We start from the raw sequence: 17830 nt of genomic DNA, 5'->3' as shown, positions 1-17830 counted from the left end.
TGACGCTCCATCAGAAGTTGCCCGCAAGGTAGTAACGAGTTCTACAAGTGGCAAGAGCGGTGGCCGGATCTGTTGCCTCCGGGCCCGGTGGGCGCCCGTCGCCCCACCGGAGGGGCGCACGCGCGGTGTGTGCACGCCCCTTGCGCAGCCGGGTCACCGTCACGAGACTGCCAGGAGAACTAGAACGCGTACTAGTTCCTTCCGCGGGCGCCGGGACGCCCCCTGCGGAAGCGCGAGGAGAGGACGAGCTCATGGCCGCGGAACCCGTCATCGTCGAAGCCGTACGCACGCCCATCGGCAGGCGCGGAGGCGCACTCGCCAATCTGCACCCCGCCTACCTGCTGGGCGAGACCTACCGTGAACTTCTCGGCCGCACCGGCATCCAGGCCGACTGCGTCGAACAGATCGTCGGCGGCACCGTCACCCACGCCGGTGAGCAGTCCATGAACCCGGCCCGCAACGCCTGGCTGACCGTGGGACTGCCGTACGAGACCGCCGCCACCACCGTCGACTGCCAGTGCGGCTCCTCGCAGCAGGCCTCCCACATGGTCGCCAACATGGTGGCCGCCGGGGTCATCGACGTGGGCATCAGCTGCGGCGTCGAGGCGATGTCCCGGGTGCCGCTGGGCAGCGGCTCCAAGCACGGCCCGGGAAAGCCCTGGCCCGACGAGTGGAACGTCGACCTGCCCAACCAGTTCGAGGCGGCCGAGCGCATCGCCCGCAAGCGCGGCCTGACCCGCGAGAAGGTCGACGCGCTCGGCCTGCTCTCCCAGCAGCGGGCGGCCGCCGCCTGGGCGGAGGAGCGCTTCAAACGCGAGACGTACGCCGTCCAGGTCCCGACCACCGAGGAGGAGCAGGCGGCCGGCCAGGGCATGTGGCGGCTCGTCGACCGGGACGAGGGGCTGCGCGACACCTCGATGGAGGCGCTCGCCGGGCTCAAGGCCGTCATGCCGAGCGCGATCCACACCGCCGGGAACTCCTCGCAGATATCCGACGGGGCCTGCGCGATCATGTGGTCCTCCAAGCGCATGGCGCGGGCCCTGAAGCTCAAGCCCCGGGCCCGGATCGTGGCCCAGGCCCTCGTCGGCTCCGACCCGCACTTCCACCTGGACGGCCCGATCGACGCGACCCGGGCGGTGCTCGGCAAGGCGGGCATGACGCTGCGGGACATCGACCTCGTCGAGATCAACGAGGCGTTCGCTTCGGTGGTGCTGAGCTGGGCGCAGGAGTTCGAGGCGGACCTCGACGGCCTGGAGAAGGTCAACGTGAACGGCGGCGCGATCGCGCTGGGCCACCCGGTCGGCGCGACGGGCGCGCGGCTGATCACCACGGCCCTGCACGAACTGGAACGCCGTGACAAGGAGTTCGCGCTCATCACGATGTGCGCGGGAGGGGCCCTGGCGACGGGCACGATCATCCAGCGGCTGTGACCCCGTAACGGCACTTCACGGGGGGCCCGGGGTGGTCCCCACGGGCCGCTTCCCGGGCTCCTCCGGCTCCCCGAACACGGCACGCGCGTCGAAGGCGGCGCGACGGGTGGCCCGGCGCAGCGCCTTCAGCAGCGTCGGGCCGAGCGTGAGGGTCAGGACCACCGTCAGCACCGCCCGCCCCAGGTCCCAGCCCAGCGAGGTCGCCGCGCAGTAGGCGAGGAACCGCACCAGGTTCTCGTGCAGCGGGGCGCCCTCGTCGAACGAGATGCCCGAATGCAGCCCGTTGACGAGCACCCAGCCCTGAAGATTCATCACCGTGCCGTACGCGAACGCCGCCACGCAGCCGTACACCGCCAGCATCGCCAACTCCGCCCGCCCGCGCAGCCGGTCCGCCCCCGGCAGCAGCCCCGCGCCCATGGTGAACCAGCCCATCGACAGCATCTGGAACGGCATCCACGGCCCCACTCCGCCGGTCAGCAGCGCCGAGGCGAACATGGTCACCGAGCCGAGGACGAAGCCGAAGCCGGGCCCCAGCACCCGGCCGCTCAGCACCATCAGGAAGAACATCGGCTCCAGGCCCGCCGTCCCCGCTCCCAGCGGGCGCAGCGCCGCCCCGACCGCCGCCAGCACCCCGAGCATCGCGACGGCCTTCGCGTCCATGCCGGACTCGGAGATCGTCGCCACCACCACCGCGACGAGCAGCGGCAGCAGCGCCGCGAACAGCCAGGGCGCGTCCTGCGCGTGCGCGAGCCCGGACCCGGCGTCCGCCAGCAGCGGCCATCCGAAGGCGACCACCCCGACGGCCCCGGTCAGCAGCAGGACGGCGACCGACTTCGGCCCGAGCCGCACGGGCCGGGCCACCCGCTGCCGGACGCCGGCCTCCTTCTCGCTCATGCGCCCGCCTCCAGCGCGCCGCGCACCTGGGACACGGTCAGCCACTCCTGAGGGGCCAGGATCTTCGCCGTCTGCGGGGCGAACGCGGGCGAGGAGACCACCACCTGTCCGGTCGGCCCGTCCGCGACGACCTCCCCTTCGGCCAGGATCACGACCCGGTGCGCCAACTCCGCCGCCAGCTCCACGTCGTGCGTCGCCAGGACGATCGCGTGCCCCTCGGCCGCCAGGCCGCGCAGCACACCGACGAGCCGGCCCTTCGCCGCGTAGTCCAGACCACGCGTCGGCTCGTCCAGCAGCAACAGCGGCGGGCGGCCCGTCAGCACCAGCGCCAGGGCCAGGGCGAGCCGCTGGCCCTCGGAGAGGTCCCGTGGGTGGGTGTCGTCCGCGACGCCCGGCAGCAGCTCCGACACCAGCGCCCGGCAGGAACCCTCCGCCGCGCCCGCGTCCCGGTCGGCAGCGGCGCACTCGGCGGCCACCGTGTCCGCGTACAGCAGATCGCGCGGTTCCTGCGGTACGAGGCCGACCCGGCGCACCATCGCCCGCGGGTCCGTCCGGGCCGGGGCCAGGCCGCCGACGCGCACGGTGCCCGAGGTGGGCTCGATCATGCCGACGAGCGCGCCGAGCAGCGTGGACTTGCCGGCCCCGTTGCGGCCCATCAGGGCCACCGTCTCGCCCGGCGCCACGGTGAGCGTCACCCGCCGCAGCGCCTCGACCCGGCCGCGCCGCACCCCGAGCCCGTCGACCCGGGTGACCGGATCGGCGGCGGGGGCGACCGGGGTGGCCGGGGCGCCGGCCCCGCGCCCCAGGAGCCGGGCGAACCGGCCGGTCCGCGGCGGCCGCCCGGCCACGACCGGAACAGTCGCCTCCGGCACCCTCGGCGCCCCCGGTACTCCCGGTACCTCCGGCGTTCCCGACGCCCCCGGGGGCGGGGGCGGTGACACCTCCGCGAGCCGCTCCCGCAGCCCGCCCGCCCCGCGCCGGGCGTCGCGTACCGACAGGGGCAGCGGGTCCCAGCCCGCGAGCAGACCCAGCTCGGCCACCGGGGGCCGCACGGGCGACACCTTCATGATCTCGGCGGGCGGCCCCATCACGGGGGCGGCGCCCGGGGAGGGCAGCAGGACGACCTGGTCCGCGTACTGCACCACGCGCTCCAGCCGGTGCTCGGCCATCAGCACGGTCGTGCCCAGGTCGTGCACCAGCCGCTGGAGCACCGCGAGGACCTCCTCGGCCGCCGCCGGGTCCAGCGCGGAGGTCGGCTCGTCCAGCACCAGCACCCTCGGGTGCGGGGTGAGCACCGAGCCGATCGCCACCCGCTGCTGCTGGCCGCCCGACAGGGTCGCGATCGGCCGGTCGCGCAGCTCGGCCAGGCCCAGCAGATCGAGCGTCTCCTCGACCCGGCGGCGCATCACGTCGGGGGCGAGCCCCAGCGACTCCATGCCGTACGCCAGCTCGTCCTCGACGGTGTCCGTGACGAAGTGCGCGAGCGGGTCCTGGCCCACCGTGCCGACCAGATCGGCCAGTTCACGGGGCTTGTGCGTGCGGGTGTCCCGGCCGCCCACCGTGACCCGGCCCGACAGCAGCCCGCCCGAGAAGTGCGGGACGAGCCCGGAGACCGTACCCAGCAAAGTCGACTTGCCGACACCGGAGGGGCCGACGAGCAGGACGAGTTCACCCTCCGGGACCGTGAGGTCGACCCCGGACAGCGTGGGGCGCTCCGCGTCCTCGTACCGCACGGAGACCCGCTCGAACCTGATCACGCCTGCTCCTTGCCGATACGAGCCTGTTTCCCGCCCCCGTGCGCGTTCCCGTCCCGGTGCCCATTTCTGTGCCCGTCCCCGTGCCCGTTTCTGTGCGCGGACGGCTTCCCGGTCCCGTACGCGGCCGGCGGCACGGGGGCGACCAGCGCGGGCAGCAGCCCGACCAGCACCGCCGCTGCGGGCCACAGCGGCAGCACCGGCGCGACCAGCGGCACGACACCGGGGCGCATCGCCGCCGGATCCACCGCGCCCGCCCAGATCATCGCCGCCGCGACCGCCGCACCCGAGCCCGCCACCAGCCAGGCCCGAACGCCCCACCGGTCCGGCCGGTACCGGGTGCGCACCGAGCGCCGCCCGCCGAGCCGCAGGCCGGCCATCGCCGTGACCAGACCGGCCAGCAGCAGCGGCAGCCCGTACACCGCCCCCTGCGTGGCCAGCAGCCCGTACGTGCCGGCGCACACCCCGAGCAGCCCGCCCAGGGTGAGGACGTTCGTGGTGTGCCGGACGGCGGCCGGGACCTGCGCCGTACGCCCGTACCCGCGCGCGTCCATCGACGCAGCCACCGCCACCGACCGCTCCAGCGCCCCCTCCAGCACCGGCAGCCCGATCTGCGCCACGGCCCGCACACCTCCGGTCGGCCGACCCCGCAGCCGGCGCGCGGTGCGCAGCCGGACCACGTCGGCCACCATGTTCGGCGCGAACGTCATGGCCACCACGACGGCCACCCCCGCCTCGTACAGCGCGCCGGGCAGCGACTTCAGCAGCCGCGCCGGGTTGGCCAGCGCGTTCGCCGCGCCGACGCAGATCAGCAGCGCGGCCAGCTTCATCCCCTCGTACAGCGAGAAGACCACCTGCTCGGCGGTGACCCGGCCGCCGATCCGCACACCCCGCGCCCAGTCGGGCAGCGGCAGTTCGGGCAGCGTCAGCACGGTGTGCGTGCCGGGGATCGACGAACCGAGGAAGACGGAGAACAGCAGACGCAGCGCCACCACGAACAGCCCGAGCTTGACGAACGCGCCGTAGGAGCGGGCCCACGGCGCATCCGTCCGCCGCGCCGCCACCACGTAGCCCGCCACGCCCACCAGCAGCCCGAGCAGCAGGGGGTTCGTCGTCCGGGACGCGGCGGTGGCCAGGCCCAGCGCCCAGAGCCACCACGCCCCGGCGGGAAGCGCGTTGCCCCGGTCCGCCTCGGGGGCGTGCAGGGCACGGCGCAGCAGCCGGGCCGGAGCCGGGGCGGGGGCGGCGGTCACCGGCGGCGGCGGGCCTGGACCACGGCGGCGATGCCCAGCAGCAGGACCGCGCCGACACCGACGAGCAGCCCGACGGACGGACCGCCGCCACCGTCTCCGTCCCCGGCCGGCTTCGAGGCGTCACCCGCCTCCGAAGAGGAGGACGGCTCGGCGGGGGCGGACGGCTCCGAAGGGGAGGACGGCTTCGCACTGCCGTCCTCCCCGGACACCTGCTCGCCGCAGCCCGACTTCGGGTAGCCGGAGATCGCGCAGAGCATCGCGCTGCTGTCGTACCGCAGCGGCTTCGCCACCGCCGCGAGCGCCTCCGCGCTGCTGGCGTCCGGTGCGACCTGCGCGCAGGCCGTGCGCGGGGCGGGCGGTTTCTCCCCGCCAGGGGCGTCCGCCGTCGTACCGGGGTCGATCACCAGCGCCACCCGCTTCTGCCCGTCCTTCGCCGGGGTGTCCGCGCAGATCGCCCCGAAGTCGGGGGCGCGGCGCGGCTGTGCGGCATCGCCCGAGTCCTCGCTCACGGCGAACCGGAAGCCCTGGACCGCACCGTCGTCCGGGCGCAGCAGCGACGGCCCCTGGGTGGCGTACTCCCAGTTCTTGCCGTTGCCCTCCCAGAAGGACCAGTAGCGGTAACCGGCGGCCTCGGCGCTGCCCGCGCCGAGCAGGACGGCCGAGGCGGCGACCAGGGCGGCCAGCAGAACGACGAGCGGATCCCGCCGTCGCACGGTGGCGGGAATCCGAGGCCGCGCGGCGGCGGGAGACCGCGCCGGGACCGGCGTACGCCTCACGGCTGCTGCTTCTTCCGCCGCATGCTGAGCACGAATCCGATGCCCGCGCCGAAGACGAGGCCGATGCCGATCAGCCACCCGAGACCCAGTCCGCTGTCGTCGCTGCTGGTGCCGCTGGAGGGCTGCGGCCCGGTCGGCGTGGGCGAGGGGAGGGCGGTGGCGGCCGGGGAGGGGCCCATCGTGTTGAGCTGCTTGACGAGGTCGACGCCGCCGAAGGCGCGGGCGTCCGCGCCGGTGGCGTGCGCCGCGAGGATCAGCTGCGCGGTGGCGGCCGGGCCGCCCTGCTTCGCCCAGCCCGTGGCGTTCTTCTGCAGCCAGGCGACGGAGGCCTCGGCCCGGTCCGTGTGACCGGAGGCGGCGAGCGCGACGACCGCGTCCGCGGTGTTGCCGTAGTCGGGCTGCGGCTCGGTGTCCTCGGCGCCCGGCATCGGGGGCTGCTCCAGGTACGGCGACTTCTTCAGGGTGTCCGCGAGGAACGAGGAGCCGTTCTGGGCGGTCTGCTCCGGGCTGAGGTCGTCGCCCTCCGTGCAGGAGGGGGCCTTGACCGCGTTGGACGTGCCGGAGGCGATGCCCTTGCCCATCAGACCGAGCACCGAGGCCGCGGTGGCGTCCAGGTTGGCGGTCAGCTCGCCCTTCTTGCCCGGCTGGTAGGCGAACGCGCCGCCGTCCTCGTCCCCGCAGGGGATGGCCAGGGACTGGAGCGCGGTGTACGGGGTCTTCCCGTCGGCGGTGGTGACCTCGTTGATCGGAATCCCGGTCCGGGCGAGCGCGCCGACGACGATGGACGTGGAGTTCGCGTCGCTCGGGCTGCCGGGGTTGTAGCCCCAGCCGCCGTCCTCGTTCTGCACGGACTTCAGCCAGTCCGCGCCGTTGTTCGCGGCGTCGCGGTGCTGGTTGATCTCGACGAGGGCCTGCACGGCGACGGCGGTGGCGTTGGTGTCCATCACGGTCGACGCGTCGCAGGGCTTGGCGGCGTCCCGGTACGAGGTGAACGCCCCGCTGCCGCACTGCTGGCCCACCAGCCAGTCGACGGCCGCGGTGGACGGCGTGACGTACTCGATCTTCTGCGCGAGGAAGGCCAGCGACTGCCGCCACACCCCGTCGTAGGTGGGGTCCGTGCTGCCGTAGAGCCCGGCGGGCAGCTCCGCCGACGGGGAGGGACTCGGCGCGGCGACCGCTACAGGTGCGGCCGCGCCCAGGAGCACGGCGGTGGTCGCGAGCGCGGCTGCGCTGCGGCGTACGGTCATGGCTGGCTGGGCCTCTCCTGCGAGGGCCGGACTTCCCGGGCGCACGAGGGCGGCCCCGGGCTCCGGCCCCGTATGCCTCGACGGTGCCGGCCACCGGGGTTCCGGCGGCCCGAGCCGGTCACGCTCCGCGGAGGGCGGTCCGGCTGCCGTCGGACGGACGACGGGTCACGGCTGGGGCACTGTGCCGGATTCGCACCGGCTTCCCCCTGTACGGGCATGATGACGACCTGCCCACTCTACCGGTCCGTAGCGGAGGGGCCGTGAGCTGCACGTCGCGATGTACGTCACCGGGGCGCGGGCCACGGAGGGGCCGGACGTCAGACGGCGGTGTACGTCACCGGGGGCCCGCCCGGCACGGCCTCCGCGCGGCCGAGCTTCACGAGCCGCCGCAGATGGGACTCGGCCTCGGAGACGGCGATGGACCGCGAGCCGTGCGGGATCTGCTCCCAGGGCCGGTTCCACTCCATCCGCTCCGCGAGCTGCCACGGGGTGAGAGGCGTGGCGAGCAGTGCGAGGAGCCCGGTCAGCCGCTCCTCGTGGTGGTCCAGCAGCTCCCGCACCCGCCCGCCCGCGTCGGTGAACGCATACTGGTGCGCGGGCAGCACCTCGGCGACCCCGAGCCGGCCGATCCGCTCCAGCGAGGCGAGGTAGTCGCCGAGGGGATCGGTGACCGTCGTGTCGTCGGGGTCCTCGTACAGCCCGATGTGCGGACTGATCCCGGGCAGCAGGTGGTCGCCGGAGAACAACCGCCCGTGCCCCGCCAGGTCCGCCGGATGCCGCTCCTCCAGATGGAGGCAGACGTGCCCCGGGGTGTGTCCGGGGGTCCAGACGGCCCGCAGCCGCCGCCCGGCGAGGTCGAGCAGCTCGCCGGGGACGATCTCCCGGTCGGGCAGGGCGGCGCGCAGACCCGGCAGGGTCCGCAGCCGCCCTCCGGTGCGGGCGGCGCGCAACGGGGCGAGGTGTTCCTCCGGCGCGCCGACCGCGGCGAGCTTCCGGGTGAGGTAGTCGAGCCAGGTGCCGGGCTCGGACTCCCGGGTACGCCGGACGATCGCGGTGTCGGCCTCGTGCATCGCGATCCAGGCCCCGGACGCCTCGCGGACCTGGCCGGAGAGACCGTGGTGGTCGGGATGGTGGTGGGTGATGACGACGCCGTGGATGTCGGCGACGGCGGTGCCGAGGGCGGTCAGCCCCGCGACCAGGGTCTCCCAGGAGGCCGGGTCGTCCCAGCCGGTGTCGATGAGGACCGGCCCCCGGTCGGTGTCGACGAGGTGGACCAGGGTGTGGCCCAACGGGTTGTCGGGGATGGGGACCTTGATGCTGTGGACGCCCCCGCCGTGGTCGGTCACCTGCGTCAGCTGCGTCATGGGATTCCCGTCTCTGCCTGGGCTCAGCGTGCACTGCGCCCACTGTAACGAGAACTTGTTCCAGTGGTAGCCCAGGTCTACCGACTATTCGCGCCCCGGGTGAGGTCGGCGCCGTGGACTCCTGGAACAGGAACTGGTATCAGTTCTGACGAGCAGTCAGTTTCGGGTGCACGGGTTCGTGGGAGGCAACGGCCATGACGGAACGTACGGAGCTTGTGGAACACGGACAACTGTTCATCGGCGGGGAGTTCACCGATCCGCTCGGCACCGGGGTCATCGAGGTGATCTCCCCGCACACCGAACAGGTCATCGGCCGTGTGCCGCACGCCTCCGAGGGCGATGTGGACCGGGCGGTCGCCGCCGCCCGCCGCGCCTTCGACGAGGGCCCCTGGCCGAGGATGGGTCTGGACGAGCGGATCGCGGTGATCACCCGGATCAAGGACGCCTTCGCCGTACGCCACGAGGAGTTCGCGCGCCTGATCAGCGCCCAGAACGGCACCCCGTACAGCGCGAGCGTCATGGTGCAGGCGCTGGCCGCGATGATGGTCTGGGACTCGGCTATCACGGTGGCGCGCGACTTCCCGTACGAGGAACGACGCGACGGCGTCCTCGGCCCCCTCCTGGTCCGCCGCGAACCGGTCGGGGTGGTGGCCGCCGTCGTCCCGTGGAACGTCCCGCAGTTCACGGCCGCCGCCAAGCTGGCCCCGGCGCTGCTGGCGGGCTGCACGGCGGTCCTGAAGGTCTCACCGGAAACCCCCCTGGACGCCTACCTCCTGGCGGAGATCGCGGCGGAGGCGGGCCTGCCGCCCGGGGTCCTCTCCATCCTCCCGGCCGACCGGGAGGTCAGCGAACACCTGGTGGGCCACCGGGACGTGGACAAGGTCTCCTTCACCGGCTCGGTCGCCGCCGGCCGCCGCGTCATGGAGGTGGCCTCCCGCAACCTCACGCGCGTCACCCTGGAGCTGGGCGGAAAGTCGGCAGCGGTCATCCTCCCCGACGCCGACCTGGAGGCGGCGGTGGCGGGCATCGTCCCCTTCGCCTGGATGATCAACGGCCAGGCGTGCGTGGCCCAGACGCGCATCCTCGCCCCGAACTCCCGCTACGGCGAGATCGCGGAAGCCTTCGCGGCGGCGGCCGGAGCACTGCGCGTGGGCGACCCCCTCGACCCCTCGACCGAACTGGGCCCGCTGGTGGCCCGGCGACAGCAGCAACGCTCTCTGGACTACATCGCGTTGGGCCAGGAGGAGGGCGCCAAGATCCTCACCGGCGGCAACCGCCCGGCCGCCCAGGAACGAGGCTGGTACGTCGAACCCACCCTCTTCGGCTCGGTGGACAACTCCATGCGCATCGCCCGCGAGGAGATCTTCGGCCCGGTGATCTGCCTGATCCCGTACGAGGACGAGGACGAGGCCGTCCGCATCGCCGACGACTCCCCGTACGGCCTCAGCGGCAGCGTCTGGACGGCGGACACGGAACGCGGCATCGACGTGGCCCGCCGGGTGCGCACGGGCACGTACAGCGTGAACACCTTCAGCCTCGACATGCTCGGCCCGTTCGGCGGCTACAAGAACTCCGGCCTGGGCCGCGAGTTCGGCCCCGAGGGCTACGGCGAGTTCTTCGAGCACAAGATGATCCACCTGCCCGCCGGCTACCGGGAGGCGTGATGGGCGACCGCTGGCACGTGGAGGTCGACCGCTCGGTCTGCATCGGCTCCGGCATGTGCGTCAACCACGCGGGGGACGCCTTCCACCTGGACTCGGCCCGCCAGTCCCGCCCGACGGACGAGGACTGCGACGCGGGCGAGCACGTCCTCGCGGCGGCGGAGGGCTGCCCGGTGGAGGCGATCACGCTGACGCTGGCGGGGTCGGGGGAGGTGGTCTTTCCGCCGGAGGAGTGAGGGGTCTCATACCTACTCGAGCTGCCGACCACCGTGTTTCTTACCGCGATCCGGAAGCGCGCATCCGGAAGGGCAGCGATTACTCGGATCGGGATTCCAGCCCCACGCGGGCTCCTGTGCAGGACAGGACCTGGGAACGAAACGCCACCGGTGCACCGTCCGAAGTGATCGGCGTGGTCAGCCCGTCACCCGCGTGACGCCCGACAGAAATTTCTTCTGTGCCGGAGCGCCCCACCCCTCTGCGGTCAATCCTGAACATCAGAAAAGACAAGATAGAAAGTGAAGGTATTGTATTCCGTTCCCACTCATTCGGGCCTCGTATGCGCCGGCAGCTCATCGGTTCGTAAAGCTGGTGAAATTCCTGCGTATCGTCCAAGAAGTGAACCCAGTCAGATGCGCCCGGAATAAGCACTCTCAGATGTTTCAGGTAGGTTAGAAACCTGCGAGCATCGAGGGGCTGCAGAAAAATTCGCCCCTCGCTTTCGGGCGCGGATGCAGAGGATCGGAAAGAGCTGATGTGACCGACGCCAAGCGAATTGCTGCATGTAAAGGAAACTTCCAGTCCCGCTCCGCTGACTTGAGGCGAAGAACTGTAGTCCGGGCCCCCTTCCAGCCGAATGGATGAACCCAGTCGCAGAAATATTGAACATGCTTGACATGGCTCTCGCCTGCCTGTCTGCGATGTAACACATAGGCCTTATTTTAATTTGAAAGGTTGCACTTTCCGCCCCTTGCTTCGAAGGTGCGGAAACTATCCATTCTCGTCACTCTCGGTCAAAAACTCTTGAATGTCCTCCTGAATGTGCGGTGAAATGTCGTCGAGTGCGGTGATGATCTCCTTCATTTTGGTAACCCAGCGCGGGTTAGATTTCCATACATGTGACTTCCTAGTCAATGCCGCTGTCAGGAGATCGTCATCGTAGAACCCACCCAAAGATTGGTCGGATGCTGTCCTGTGAAGGAGGTCGAGCGCGAGCGGAAGCAGCCAGGGAACTCCGATGTCCTGTCCGATCAGCCTGCTGAGCTCGTGCGCGTCGAGGCGGCCAACCGGCAGTTTGCGTAGGTCGTGGGCCGCCTTCACTAGGCCAGTTGCGTCTGCTGGGGGTGCTGGCCATTGAATACCCTCTAGCTGTTCGAGTGACTTCGTCTCGTCAATTTCATGGTTCATCTCGTGTCCTTCAGCGATTGAGTGCGTCAGCTCTGACGGGTCAGCGATGGCCGATTGAATGAAGGAACCCGTTGAGATTGTTGAGCAATTTGTTTACCTCGGTGCGCTTGGCAAGAAGTACGTCGAGCCCTCGCTCGGTCAACGTGTCCGGGAGGTTCTTCATCTCGAGTTCTATAACCTTTCTGATCTTTTCCAGTCCATTCCTGGCCTGTTTCAGGTCGGCAATGTGGTCGAAGGGGGTGCCATCTGGCTTCCTTGCGACAACCTCGCCCTGTGCCTCGCGTCGGGCCGCATCGTAGTGGTTATGATTCGGTTGCGAGTTTATTTCTCCCAGAGGATCCTTTTTGATGTTTTGAAGCTTCTCGAAGGCGTGCTGTGCGGCCTTGCTGAACCCCATGCTCTCGTAAGGTGATAGGCCAAGCGGGTCAATCCACGTCGTAGGGTTGAAGACGTAGGAAAACGTGTTCGGCGAAGGTGTGATCCCTAGTGGATCCTGTGTCAGATATCGACCGCACTCGGGAGAGTAATAGCGGTGGAAATTATAATGCAAACCTGATTCTGAGTCGCAATACTGGCCCGGAAATCGCAAGGGCGTGTAAGCGGCGCTGTTTTTTGGCCATGACGTTTCTCCCCACAGTGAAGACTGTGAGCTCCAGGCGACATCTCCAGTTTCTCCTATCAGTTCTTTGGGTGTGCCGATAATATCGGTGATAATAGCGTAGAATCGACTGTTGATGACTTCCTGTCCGGGGGTGGAGTCAAGGATTCGTTCCGACTGTATTACCGGTTGGATTCCCTTGTGTTCCCAGGTGAGCGATATGGCATTTTGCTGGCTCTCATTCCGATGTACTTCTTCGCACAGTGTGATTCCGTCCCAGGTGAACGTGGTCTCCTCCGCAACGCCGATTCCGTCCGCAGCCAGGCGTTGTTTGGCAATACGGCGGCCCAAGGCGTCGTACCGGTAACGCCACACCACTCCGTCGGGCGTCGTGATCGACCTCATCCGGTCTTCGGCATCCCACTCGTACCGCCAAGTCTCCGGCTTCCGCGAGAGGCGCGTCTTCTGGCGAAGCGTGATGCGGCCAAGGGCATCGTGTTCGTAGCGGACGTTGCCGGCGCGAGTAATTTTCGTGCCGCTGTAGGAGCGCTGTCCGGCTGCCTCTTGTCCGGAGCGGGACGAAGGCCAGGAGGCGGCCGCCTGGTTGCCCGCTGCGTCGTAGGCGTAGTGCTCCGTCCAGTTCGTCGCGTGGACAGTGGTCACGCGGCCCGCAGCGTCGACGTCGAACGTCTTCATGCCGGACAGTTCATCGTTTAGGCCGATCAGATGGCCATCTTCCCGATAGGTATAGTCGCGGCGCTGGATACTCCGACCCGCGCCGGTGATCTGTTGAGTTATGAGGCGGCCGACAACGTCGAACAACGAAGTCATGCCCATGCCGTCGCCCAGACTGCGGACGACCTCCTGGCCCGCAGCGTCGTGCTCGAAAGTGAGTGTGCGGCCGGAGGCCGTGAGGGAGGCGTGGCGTCCCGCGGCGTCGTAGGTCCACGTGCTGGTCGCGCCTGTGGGGGTGGTGCGGCTCGTGCGTCGGCCGAGACGGTCGTAGGTGTACGAGATGGTCCGGCCGTTGACGGATTCCGATTCAAGGCGGCCGTACTGGTCATGGAGCCAGGTCACGGTCGCGTCCGTGTTGACTGTCTCGGCCAGTTGGTCGGTCAGGTCGTACGCGAAGGTGGTGACCGCCCCTGCCGCGTCCTTGCGGACGATGCGGTCAAGATCGTCCCGTTCGAAGCGAACGGTCTGGCCCAGAGCGTCCGTACGGGCGGCGAGCCTTCCGACCGCGTCCCGTTCGTAGATGAGCGTCCGCTCGTCGAAGTCGGTCTCGGACACCAGATGGCCGGCTGCGTTGTAAACGTACGTCCACGTCGGCCCCTGCGGGCTGAGCACCTGGGTAAGTCGGAGAGCATGGTCGTGCGTGAATTCGTAGCGCACTCCGTCGGGATCGGTGCGCGACGTCATCAGGTCGAAGTGGGTGTATTCGAACCGCGAGACCGATCCCATGGCGTCGGTGTGGGAGAGGCAGTTCCCTTCACCGTCGTAGGTCCATGACTGGGAGCTTCCGTCGGCGTCCGTTCGCCGGGCGAGCCTTCCCTCCGTGGTCCAGGCGAGACGCGTGGTCGCTCCGAGAGCGTCGACGAGAGTGACCGGGCGGCCGAATACGTCGCGTTCGATGCGCGTGGTCGCGCCCAGCGGATCGGTGACCTCGATGGGCAGTCCGGCCGCATCACTGCGGATGTGAGTCGTGTTACCCAAGGCGTCCGTGACGGACGTCGGGTGTCCTGCCCCGTTGTACGTCGTGTGGCTCACCGCTCCGGACGCGTCGATCGCCGTCACGCGGTTGCCGCGATCGTCGTACACCTGCCGGACGACCGTCCTGTCCGGGTTGGTGATCCGGACCGGCAGGCCGCGACTGTCGTACTCGGCGGATACCTGCCCGCCGTCGGCTCGGACGGCTGTGATCAGCCGTCCGGAGGCGTCATACGCGAAGCGGGTTGTACGGCCCAGTGGGTCGGTGCGGGACAACAATCGATGGCGGCGGTCGCGTTCGAAGTAGGTGGTCCCGCCGAGCGGGTTCGTTTCCGCAACGATCTGATGTGTTTCGTTGATCAGGTAGCGGTGGACTGCGCCGCTGGGCGTCGTGGCGGTCGTGACGCGGTGGCCTGTTGCCGGGTCGGTATCGGTGTACTCCAGGTGCAGAGCCATGTGGCCGGCGGAACCTCCCTCGGAGACGCACCGCCCCAGGTCGTCGTACACGTACCGATAGCTGCTGTTGTTGGTATCGGTCCAGGACGTGACACGACCACGTTCGTCGTAGGTGAAGCGCAGAGGAAGCCCTGAGGAGTTGACGACCTCTGTCAGGTGGCCGTCGGCGTAGCCGTAGCGAAGGAGTTGCTGGTCCTCGCCCTCGTCACCTCCTCCCACCACCAGATGCAGGGAGGTGATCCTGCCATTCTCGGTGGCGAGTCCGAGGTGGTACCCGCTGTGGTGGACGATCGACGAGGGGGCAGCCGAATCGTCGTACTCGAAGGTGACCCAGTTGCCGTTGCGGTCGTCCAACTGGGTGAGGAGGGCTTCGGAGCCGTCGTCCCGCGGGGTGAAGTGCCTGATGTGGCCCGTGTCAGGGTCGGTGATCGTGTAGTCACCGCCGGTGTCCTTGTCCAGTGGCATGCAAGGGCCGTGGCTGGGCAGGACCGGAACGCCCGGTGCCGGGTGCGGGTAGGACAGCAGCAGGCCGTCCTCGGATACGAAGATGACGCCCTCGGAGTCGATCTCCAGACGCTGGTCCGCGGTGGAGGACCACGAGGGGCCGAACCAGCGCCCCGACCGGTAGTCGGAGGCGACGCGGCGGCGGAACACGAGGGGCAGTGTGCCGGGCAGCACGACGTCCGTCTGCGGCAGGTACATCGCCCCGGTCGCCATGTCCACGGGGTCCGAGGGGTCCTGCTCCGGTGCGCGTTCCGTACGGGAGGGCTCGGCCGGATCCTGTGTGCCCTCGCGCGCCGGGCCCGGCGGCTTCTGCGGGCCCTCGGGTCCGCCGCCCTTCCGCAGTCCCGCCCGCAGACCGCCCTTCAGCGCTCCGGCCCCCTTGGTTCCGACTGCCTCGGGGAGCAGGCGGCCGACGAATTCGGTCGGGTCGCTCTTGACCGCGTCCCAGGCGTTCTCCAGGGCTCGGTCGGGGTTCGCGACCGTCCTGGTCAGGCCGGAGAGCGTCATGTTGACGCCCTTGTACATCTCCGCCGGGTGGGTCAGGTTGTAGGGGTCGATCGGGTTCGTCTGGCGGAGAAACCCCACCAGACCGCCGACACCCTTGAGCACGCCCCCGCCGAAGTGCGCCAGCTCAACGCCCTGCGAGAGCCCGTAGTCGTACAGCTCGTTCTTGAGCCGGTCCGCTCCCTTCGGCTCTTTCGGCGCGTGCGCCATCGCCGCGGTGACCGCACTCTCGGCCCGCCCGCCCGCCTCGTTCCGTATGCGTCGGGCGTCCTCCAGATCGTCCTGAGCCCGCTTCCGCTTCGACGCACCCGGGTCGGAGAAGGTACCGGGGTGGGGGAGGGGTTCGTCGCCGTTGCGGGCCGCGTTGTAGGCGTCGACCTTCTCGTTGAACGCCGAGACCGCCTTCTCGGAGTCCTGGGTGCCCTCCTTGTAGAGCGCGATGGCCGCCCGTGCCTTGCTCTGGGCGCTCGTGACAGCCGACGCGTACGTCTCCAGCGCCCTCGCCGCGTCCTCGAACGCGTCCGCCGCCCGAAGCCAGTCGGTGGGAAGCGTCGAGAACTTCGACCGGAAGGCGTCCGCCGCCTCCCCGCGCCACTGACCGGCATCGAGCTTCTTCATCCCGCCGCCGACGAGGTCGAAAGCCTTCTGGAAGTCCCGGAGGTTCTTCACCGTCGCGGTGATCTTCTCCGGCCTTCCGTGAACCAGCTCGTTGGCTTGCCCACTCTGCCCGAGCTGCTTCTCACCGACCTCCGCGCCGAGCGAGGAAGCGGTCTCGTCACCCCAGTCCTCGACCTTGTCGGCCCAGTCGTGCGCACCGACCTTGTCCAGTCCCGCGCCGACCTTGTCCGTCGCCGCGTCGACTCCCTTGCCCAGGAGTTCCTTGCCCTTGTCGAGGCCCCGAACGGTCCCGTCGACGACGCCGTCGAACCCTCCTCGCCAGTCCACCATCAGCGGTCCTGCCCCCAGCGCGGTTCCTCGGCCTGAGCCACGGTCTCCTGTGACGGATCGAGGTGCTCCTCAGCCCATGCGTCGATACCTTCACGCTGCGCCGCGTCGGCACCCGAAGCGTCCAGCAGCGCGTCCCCGACGTCGTATCCGGTGTCCTTCCACTGCTGCTTCACCTCGCCGTGGGCCTCGGTGAACGAGTCCACGCTCCAGTCCGGGTCGTCCCAGGCGTGCTGGTTGCTGATCGAGTCCCAGCTCATGTCCTTGACCTCGTCCTCGGACAGGTAGGGGTTCCCGTTGGTGGAGTTCACCACGATCTTGAGCGAGTCCTTGACGTACTGCTCCTGCTCGGCGAACGAGCCCACCGACAGGCCCAACCCGGCAGCGAGGCCGTTGCCCCGCTGGGACAGCGCCCGCACGCCCCACTCCCACCGGTTGCAGAACGTCTCGAACTTCGAGGTCAGTCCGCCGTGCCCCAGCTCCAGCCCGGAGAGTGCGAGATCCGAGAAGCCGCGGCCCGCAGTCGCCTGCCCGGTCATGCCGAGTTCCTTCAACTCCGTGTGCGCCAGGTCGATGCCCTTCGCGATCTGCGCCAACGTCGCCGGTGGCACGTTCAGATCCGCGTTCTCCCCGCTCATACCGTCTCCCCCAGATCGACCGCCACATGGTCGGGCACGATGCCCGCGACAGGCGGAAACAGCACGCCGTCCGTACTTCCGGCATCCAGCGCGATTCCTGCCGGGCCCGGCACCATCGGCACCAGCGCATCCAGCAGGCGCGCACCGAGAATCGTGCGGTACGTCCACTCCCGCTCGCCGTCGCCCTGTGCTTGTGCGAACCGGGCGAGAGCTTCCTCATTCGAGAACGCACAGATCCAGCGGACGCCGTTCTGATCCGCCGTCCACAGACTCCCGTACGAATCGAACGGGACCAGGACCGCTGTACGCCGGAACTCGCCGAGCAGAACCGCGAATTCGCGCCGGGCGGAAGACAGAGCTTCGGCTGGCTCCGGCTCCAGAGGTGCGGCCTTCGCAGGGGGTGCGGATACGGTCCAGTCCGCCAGATCGGCGAGCCTGGACCGGCGGCCGGGCTCAGATACATCGTCCCCGTGGTCAGTCACCCACGGATGCTGTCACGGCTCTCTTCCCGGGAGCAACGTCGAAAAGCAGTCAGGCGGGCTTCGGCGATGAGAGACCGGTCGCTTGCCGTCCGCTCTCGCCGGGCTTTCGCCAACTCGCCGACGAAGGCCCGCCAAGGCCTCGCGGTCCATGGCGATGTGCTTCCGAAAGATCTGGCGTGCTGTGGTGCGCGCGAGATGTTCACCCCCCCGTTC

At 69.7% G+C, this 17830-nt stretch carries 13 protein-coding genes; 3 read left to right on the top strand and 10 right to left on the bottom strand.

Annotated features, from left to right (window positions below; genetic code table 11):
- The first annotated feature begins 251 nt into the window (after nt 1-251).
- Entirely contained in the window at nt 252-1430 is a 1179-nt protein-coding gene (locus OG245_RS10150) for a steroid 3-ketoacyl-CoA thiolase (RefSeq protein ID WP_371623200.1), read from the top strand.
- A 15-nt stretch (nt 1431-1445) separates the two neighbouring features.
- On the opposite strand, the gene OG245_RS10145 is transcribed toward OG245_RS10150, so the two are convergent.
- The 6 genes from OG245_RS10145 to OG245_RS10120 form a co-directional block, all read right to left on the bottom strand.
- Nucleotides 1446-2324 carry an ECF transporter S component gene (locus tag OG245_RS10145; protein WP_371623199.1) on the bottom strand — a complete coding sequence of 293 codons (879 nt, stop codon included), beginning with the start codon at nt 2322-2324 and terminating at the stop codon, nt 1446-1448.
- Nucleotides 2321-4081, bottom strand: a complete 1761-nt coding sequence (locus OG245_RS10140; protein WP_371623198.1) for an ABC transporter ATP-binding protein — start codon at nt 4079-4081, stop codon at nt 2321-2323. The genes OG245_RS10145 and OG245_RS10140 overlap by 4 nt, the downstream gene beginning before the upstream one ends.
- Nucleotides 4078-5331, bottom strand: coding sequence for an energy-coupling factor transporter transmembrane component T (locus tag OG245_RS10135; protein WP_371623197.1), 1254 nt, complete (start codon nt 5329-5331; stop codon nt 4078-4080). The genes OG245_RS10140 and OG245_RS10135 overlap by 4 nt, the downstream gene beginning before the upstream one ends.
- Nucleotides 5328-6107: an SCO2322 family protein gene (locus OG245_RS10130; protein ID WP_371623196.1), complete on the bottom strand. Its 780-nt coding sequence runs from the start codon at nt 6105-6107 to the stop codon at nt 5328-5330. The genes OG245_RS10135 and OG245_RS10130 overlap by 4 nt, the downstream gene beginning before the upstream one ends.
- Complete coding sequence (locus tag OG245_RS10125; protein WP_371623195.1) at nt 6104-7354, bottom strand: prenyltransferase/squalene oxidase repeat-containing protein; 1251 nt, start codon at nt 7352-7354, stop codon at nt 6104-6106. The genes OG245_RS10130 and OG245_RS10125 overlap by 4 nt, the downstream gene beginning before the upstream one ends.
- A 317-nt stretch (nt 7355-7671) precedes the next feature.
- Nucleotides 7672-8718: an MBL fold metallo-hydrolase gene (locus OG245_RS10120; RefSeq protein ID WP_371623194.1), complete on the bottom strand. Its 1047-nt coding sequence runs from the start codon at nt 8716-8718 to the stop codon at nt 7672-7674.
- A gap of 194 nt (nt 8719-8912) precedes the next feature.
- Between OG245_RS10120 and OG245_RS10115 the strand changes: the two genes are divergently transcribed.
- Both OG245_RS10115 and OG245_RS10110 read left to right on the top strand, forming a co-directional pair.
- Nucleotides 8913-10382, top strand: a complete 1470-nt coding sequence (locus tag OG245_RS10115; RefSeq protein ID WP_371623193.1) for an aldehyde dehydrogenase — start codon at nt 8913-8915, stop codon at nt 10380-10382.
- Nucleotides 10382-10615: a ferredoxin gene (locus OG245_RS10110; RefSeq protein WP_003969446.1), complete on the top strand. Its 234-nt coding sequence runs from the start codon at nt 10382-10384 to the stop codon at nt 10613-10615. Before OG245_RS10115 ends, OG245_RS10110 begins: the two co-directional genes overlap by 1 nt.
- Before the next feature lie 751 nt (nt 10616-11366).
- Here the strand turns inward: OG245_RS10110 and OG245_RS10105 are convergent.
- From OG245_RS10105 to OG245_RS10090, 4 genes are read right to left on the bottom strand one after another with little or no spacing between them, the layout of a single operon-like run.
- On the bottom strand, nt 11367-11783 hold the full coding sequence (locus tag OG245_RS10105) for a contact-dependent growth inhibition system immunity protein (RefSeq protein ID WP_371623192.1): 417 nt from the start codon (nt 11781-11783) through the stop codon (nt 11367-11369).
- A gap of 40 nt (nt 11784-11823) precedes the next feature.
- Nucleotides 11824-16500 carry a putative T7SS-secreted protein gene (locus OG245_RS10100; protein ID WP_371623191.1) on the bottom strand — a complete coding sequence of 1559 codons (4677 nt, stop codon included), beginning with the start codon at nt 16498-16500 and terminating at the stop codon, nt 11824-11826.
- Nucleotides 16500-17135 carry a hypothetical protein gene (locus tag OG245_RS10095; RefSeq protein ID WP_371623190.1) on the bottom strand — a complete coding sequence of 212 codons (636 nt, stop codon included), beginning with the start codon at nt 17133-17135 and terminating at the stop codon, nt 16500-16502. Before OG245_RS10095 ends, OG245_RS10100 begins: the two co-directional genes overlap by 1 nt.
- Complete coding sequence (locus tag OG245_RS10090; RefSeq protein WP_371623189.1) at nt 17132-17617, bottom strand: SseB family protein; 486 nt, start codon at nt 17615-17617, stop codon at nt 17132-17134. Before OG245_RS10090 ends, OG245_RS10095 begins: the two co-directional genes overlap by 4 nt.
- Nucleotides 17618-17830 lie beyond the last annotated feature (213 nt).

The sequence above is a fragment of the Streptomyces sp. NBC_01116 genome (assembly GCF_041435495.1).
In the GTDB taxonomy this organism is placed as follows: Bacteria; Actinomycetota; Actinomycetes; order Streptomycetales; family Streptomycetaceae; genus Streptomyces.
This window is presented reverse-complemented; position numbering and strand designations above follow the sequence as displayed.

Excerpts from the sequence above, each read along its gene's own strand:
- OG245_RS10120 (WP_371623194.1), bottom strand. The coding sequence starts at position 8,718 with ATGACGCAGCTGACGCAGGTGACCGACCACGGCGGGGGCGTCCACAGC.
- OG245_RS10150 (WP_371623200.1), top strand. The coding sequence starts at position 252 with ATGGCCGCGGAACCCGTCATCGTCGAAGCCGTACGCACGCCCATCGGC.
- OG245_RS10125 (WP_371623195.1), bottom strand. The coding sequence starts at position 7,354 with ATGACCGTACGCCGCAGCGCAGCCGCGCTCGCGACCACCGCCGTGCTC.
- OG245_RS10110 (WP_003969446.1), top strand. The coding sequence starts at position 10,382 with ATGGGCGACCGCTGGCACGTGGAGGTCGACCGCTCGGTCTGCATCGGC.
- OG245_RS10145 (WP_371623199.1), bottom strand. The coding sequence starts at position 2,324 with ATGAGCGAGAAGGAGGCCGGCGTCCGGCAGCGGGTGGCCCGGCCCGTG.
- OG245_RS10115 (WP_371623193.1), top strand. The coding sequence starts at position 8,913 with ATGACGGAACGTACGGAGCTTGTGGAACACGGACAACTGTTCATCGGC.
- OG245_RS10105 (WP_371623192.1), bottom strand. The coding sequence starts at position 11,783 with ATGAACCATGAAATTGACGAGACGAAGTCACTCGAACAGCTAGAGGGT.
- OG245_RS10100 (WP_371623191.1), bottom strand. The coding sequence starts at position 16,500 with ATGGTGGACTGGCGAGGAGGGTTCGACGGCGTCGTCGACGGGACCGTT.
- OG245_RS10095 (WP_371623190.1), bottom strand. The coding sequence starts at position 17,135 with ATGAGCGGGGAGAACGCGGATCTGAACGTGCCACCGGCGACGTTGGCG.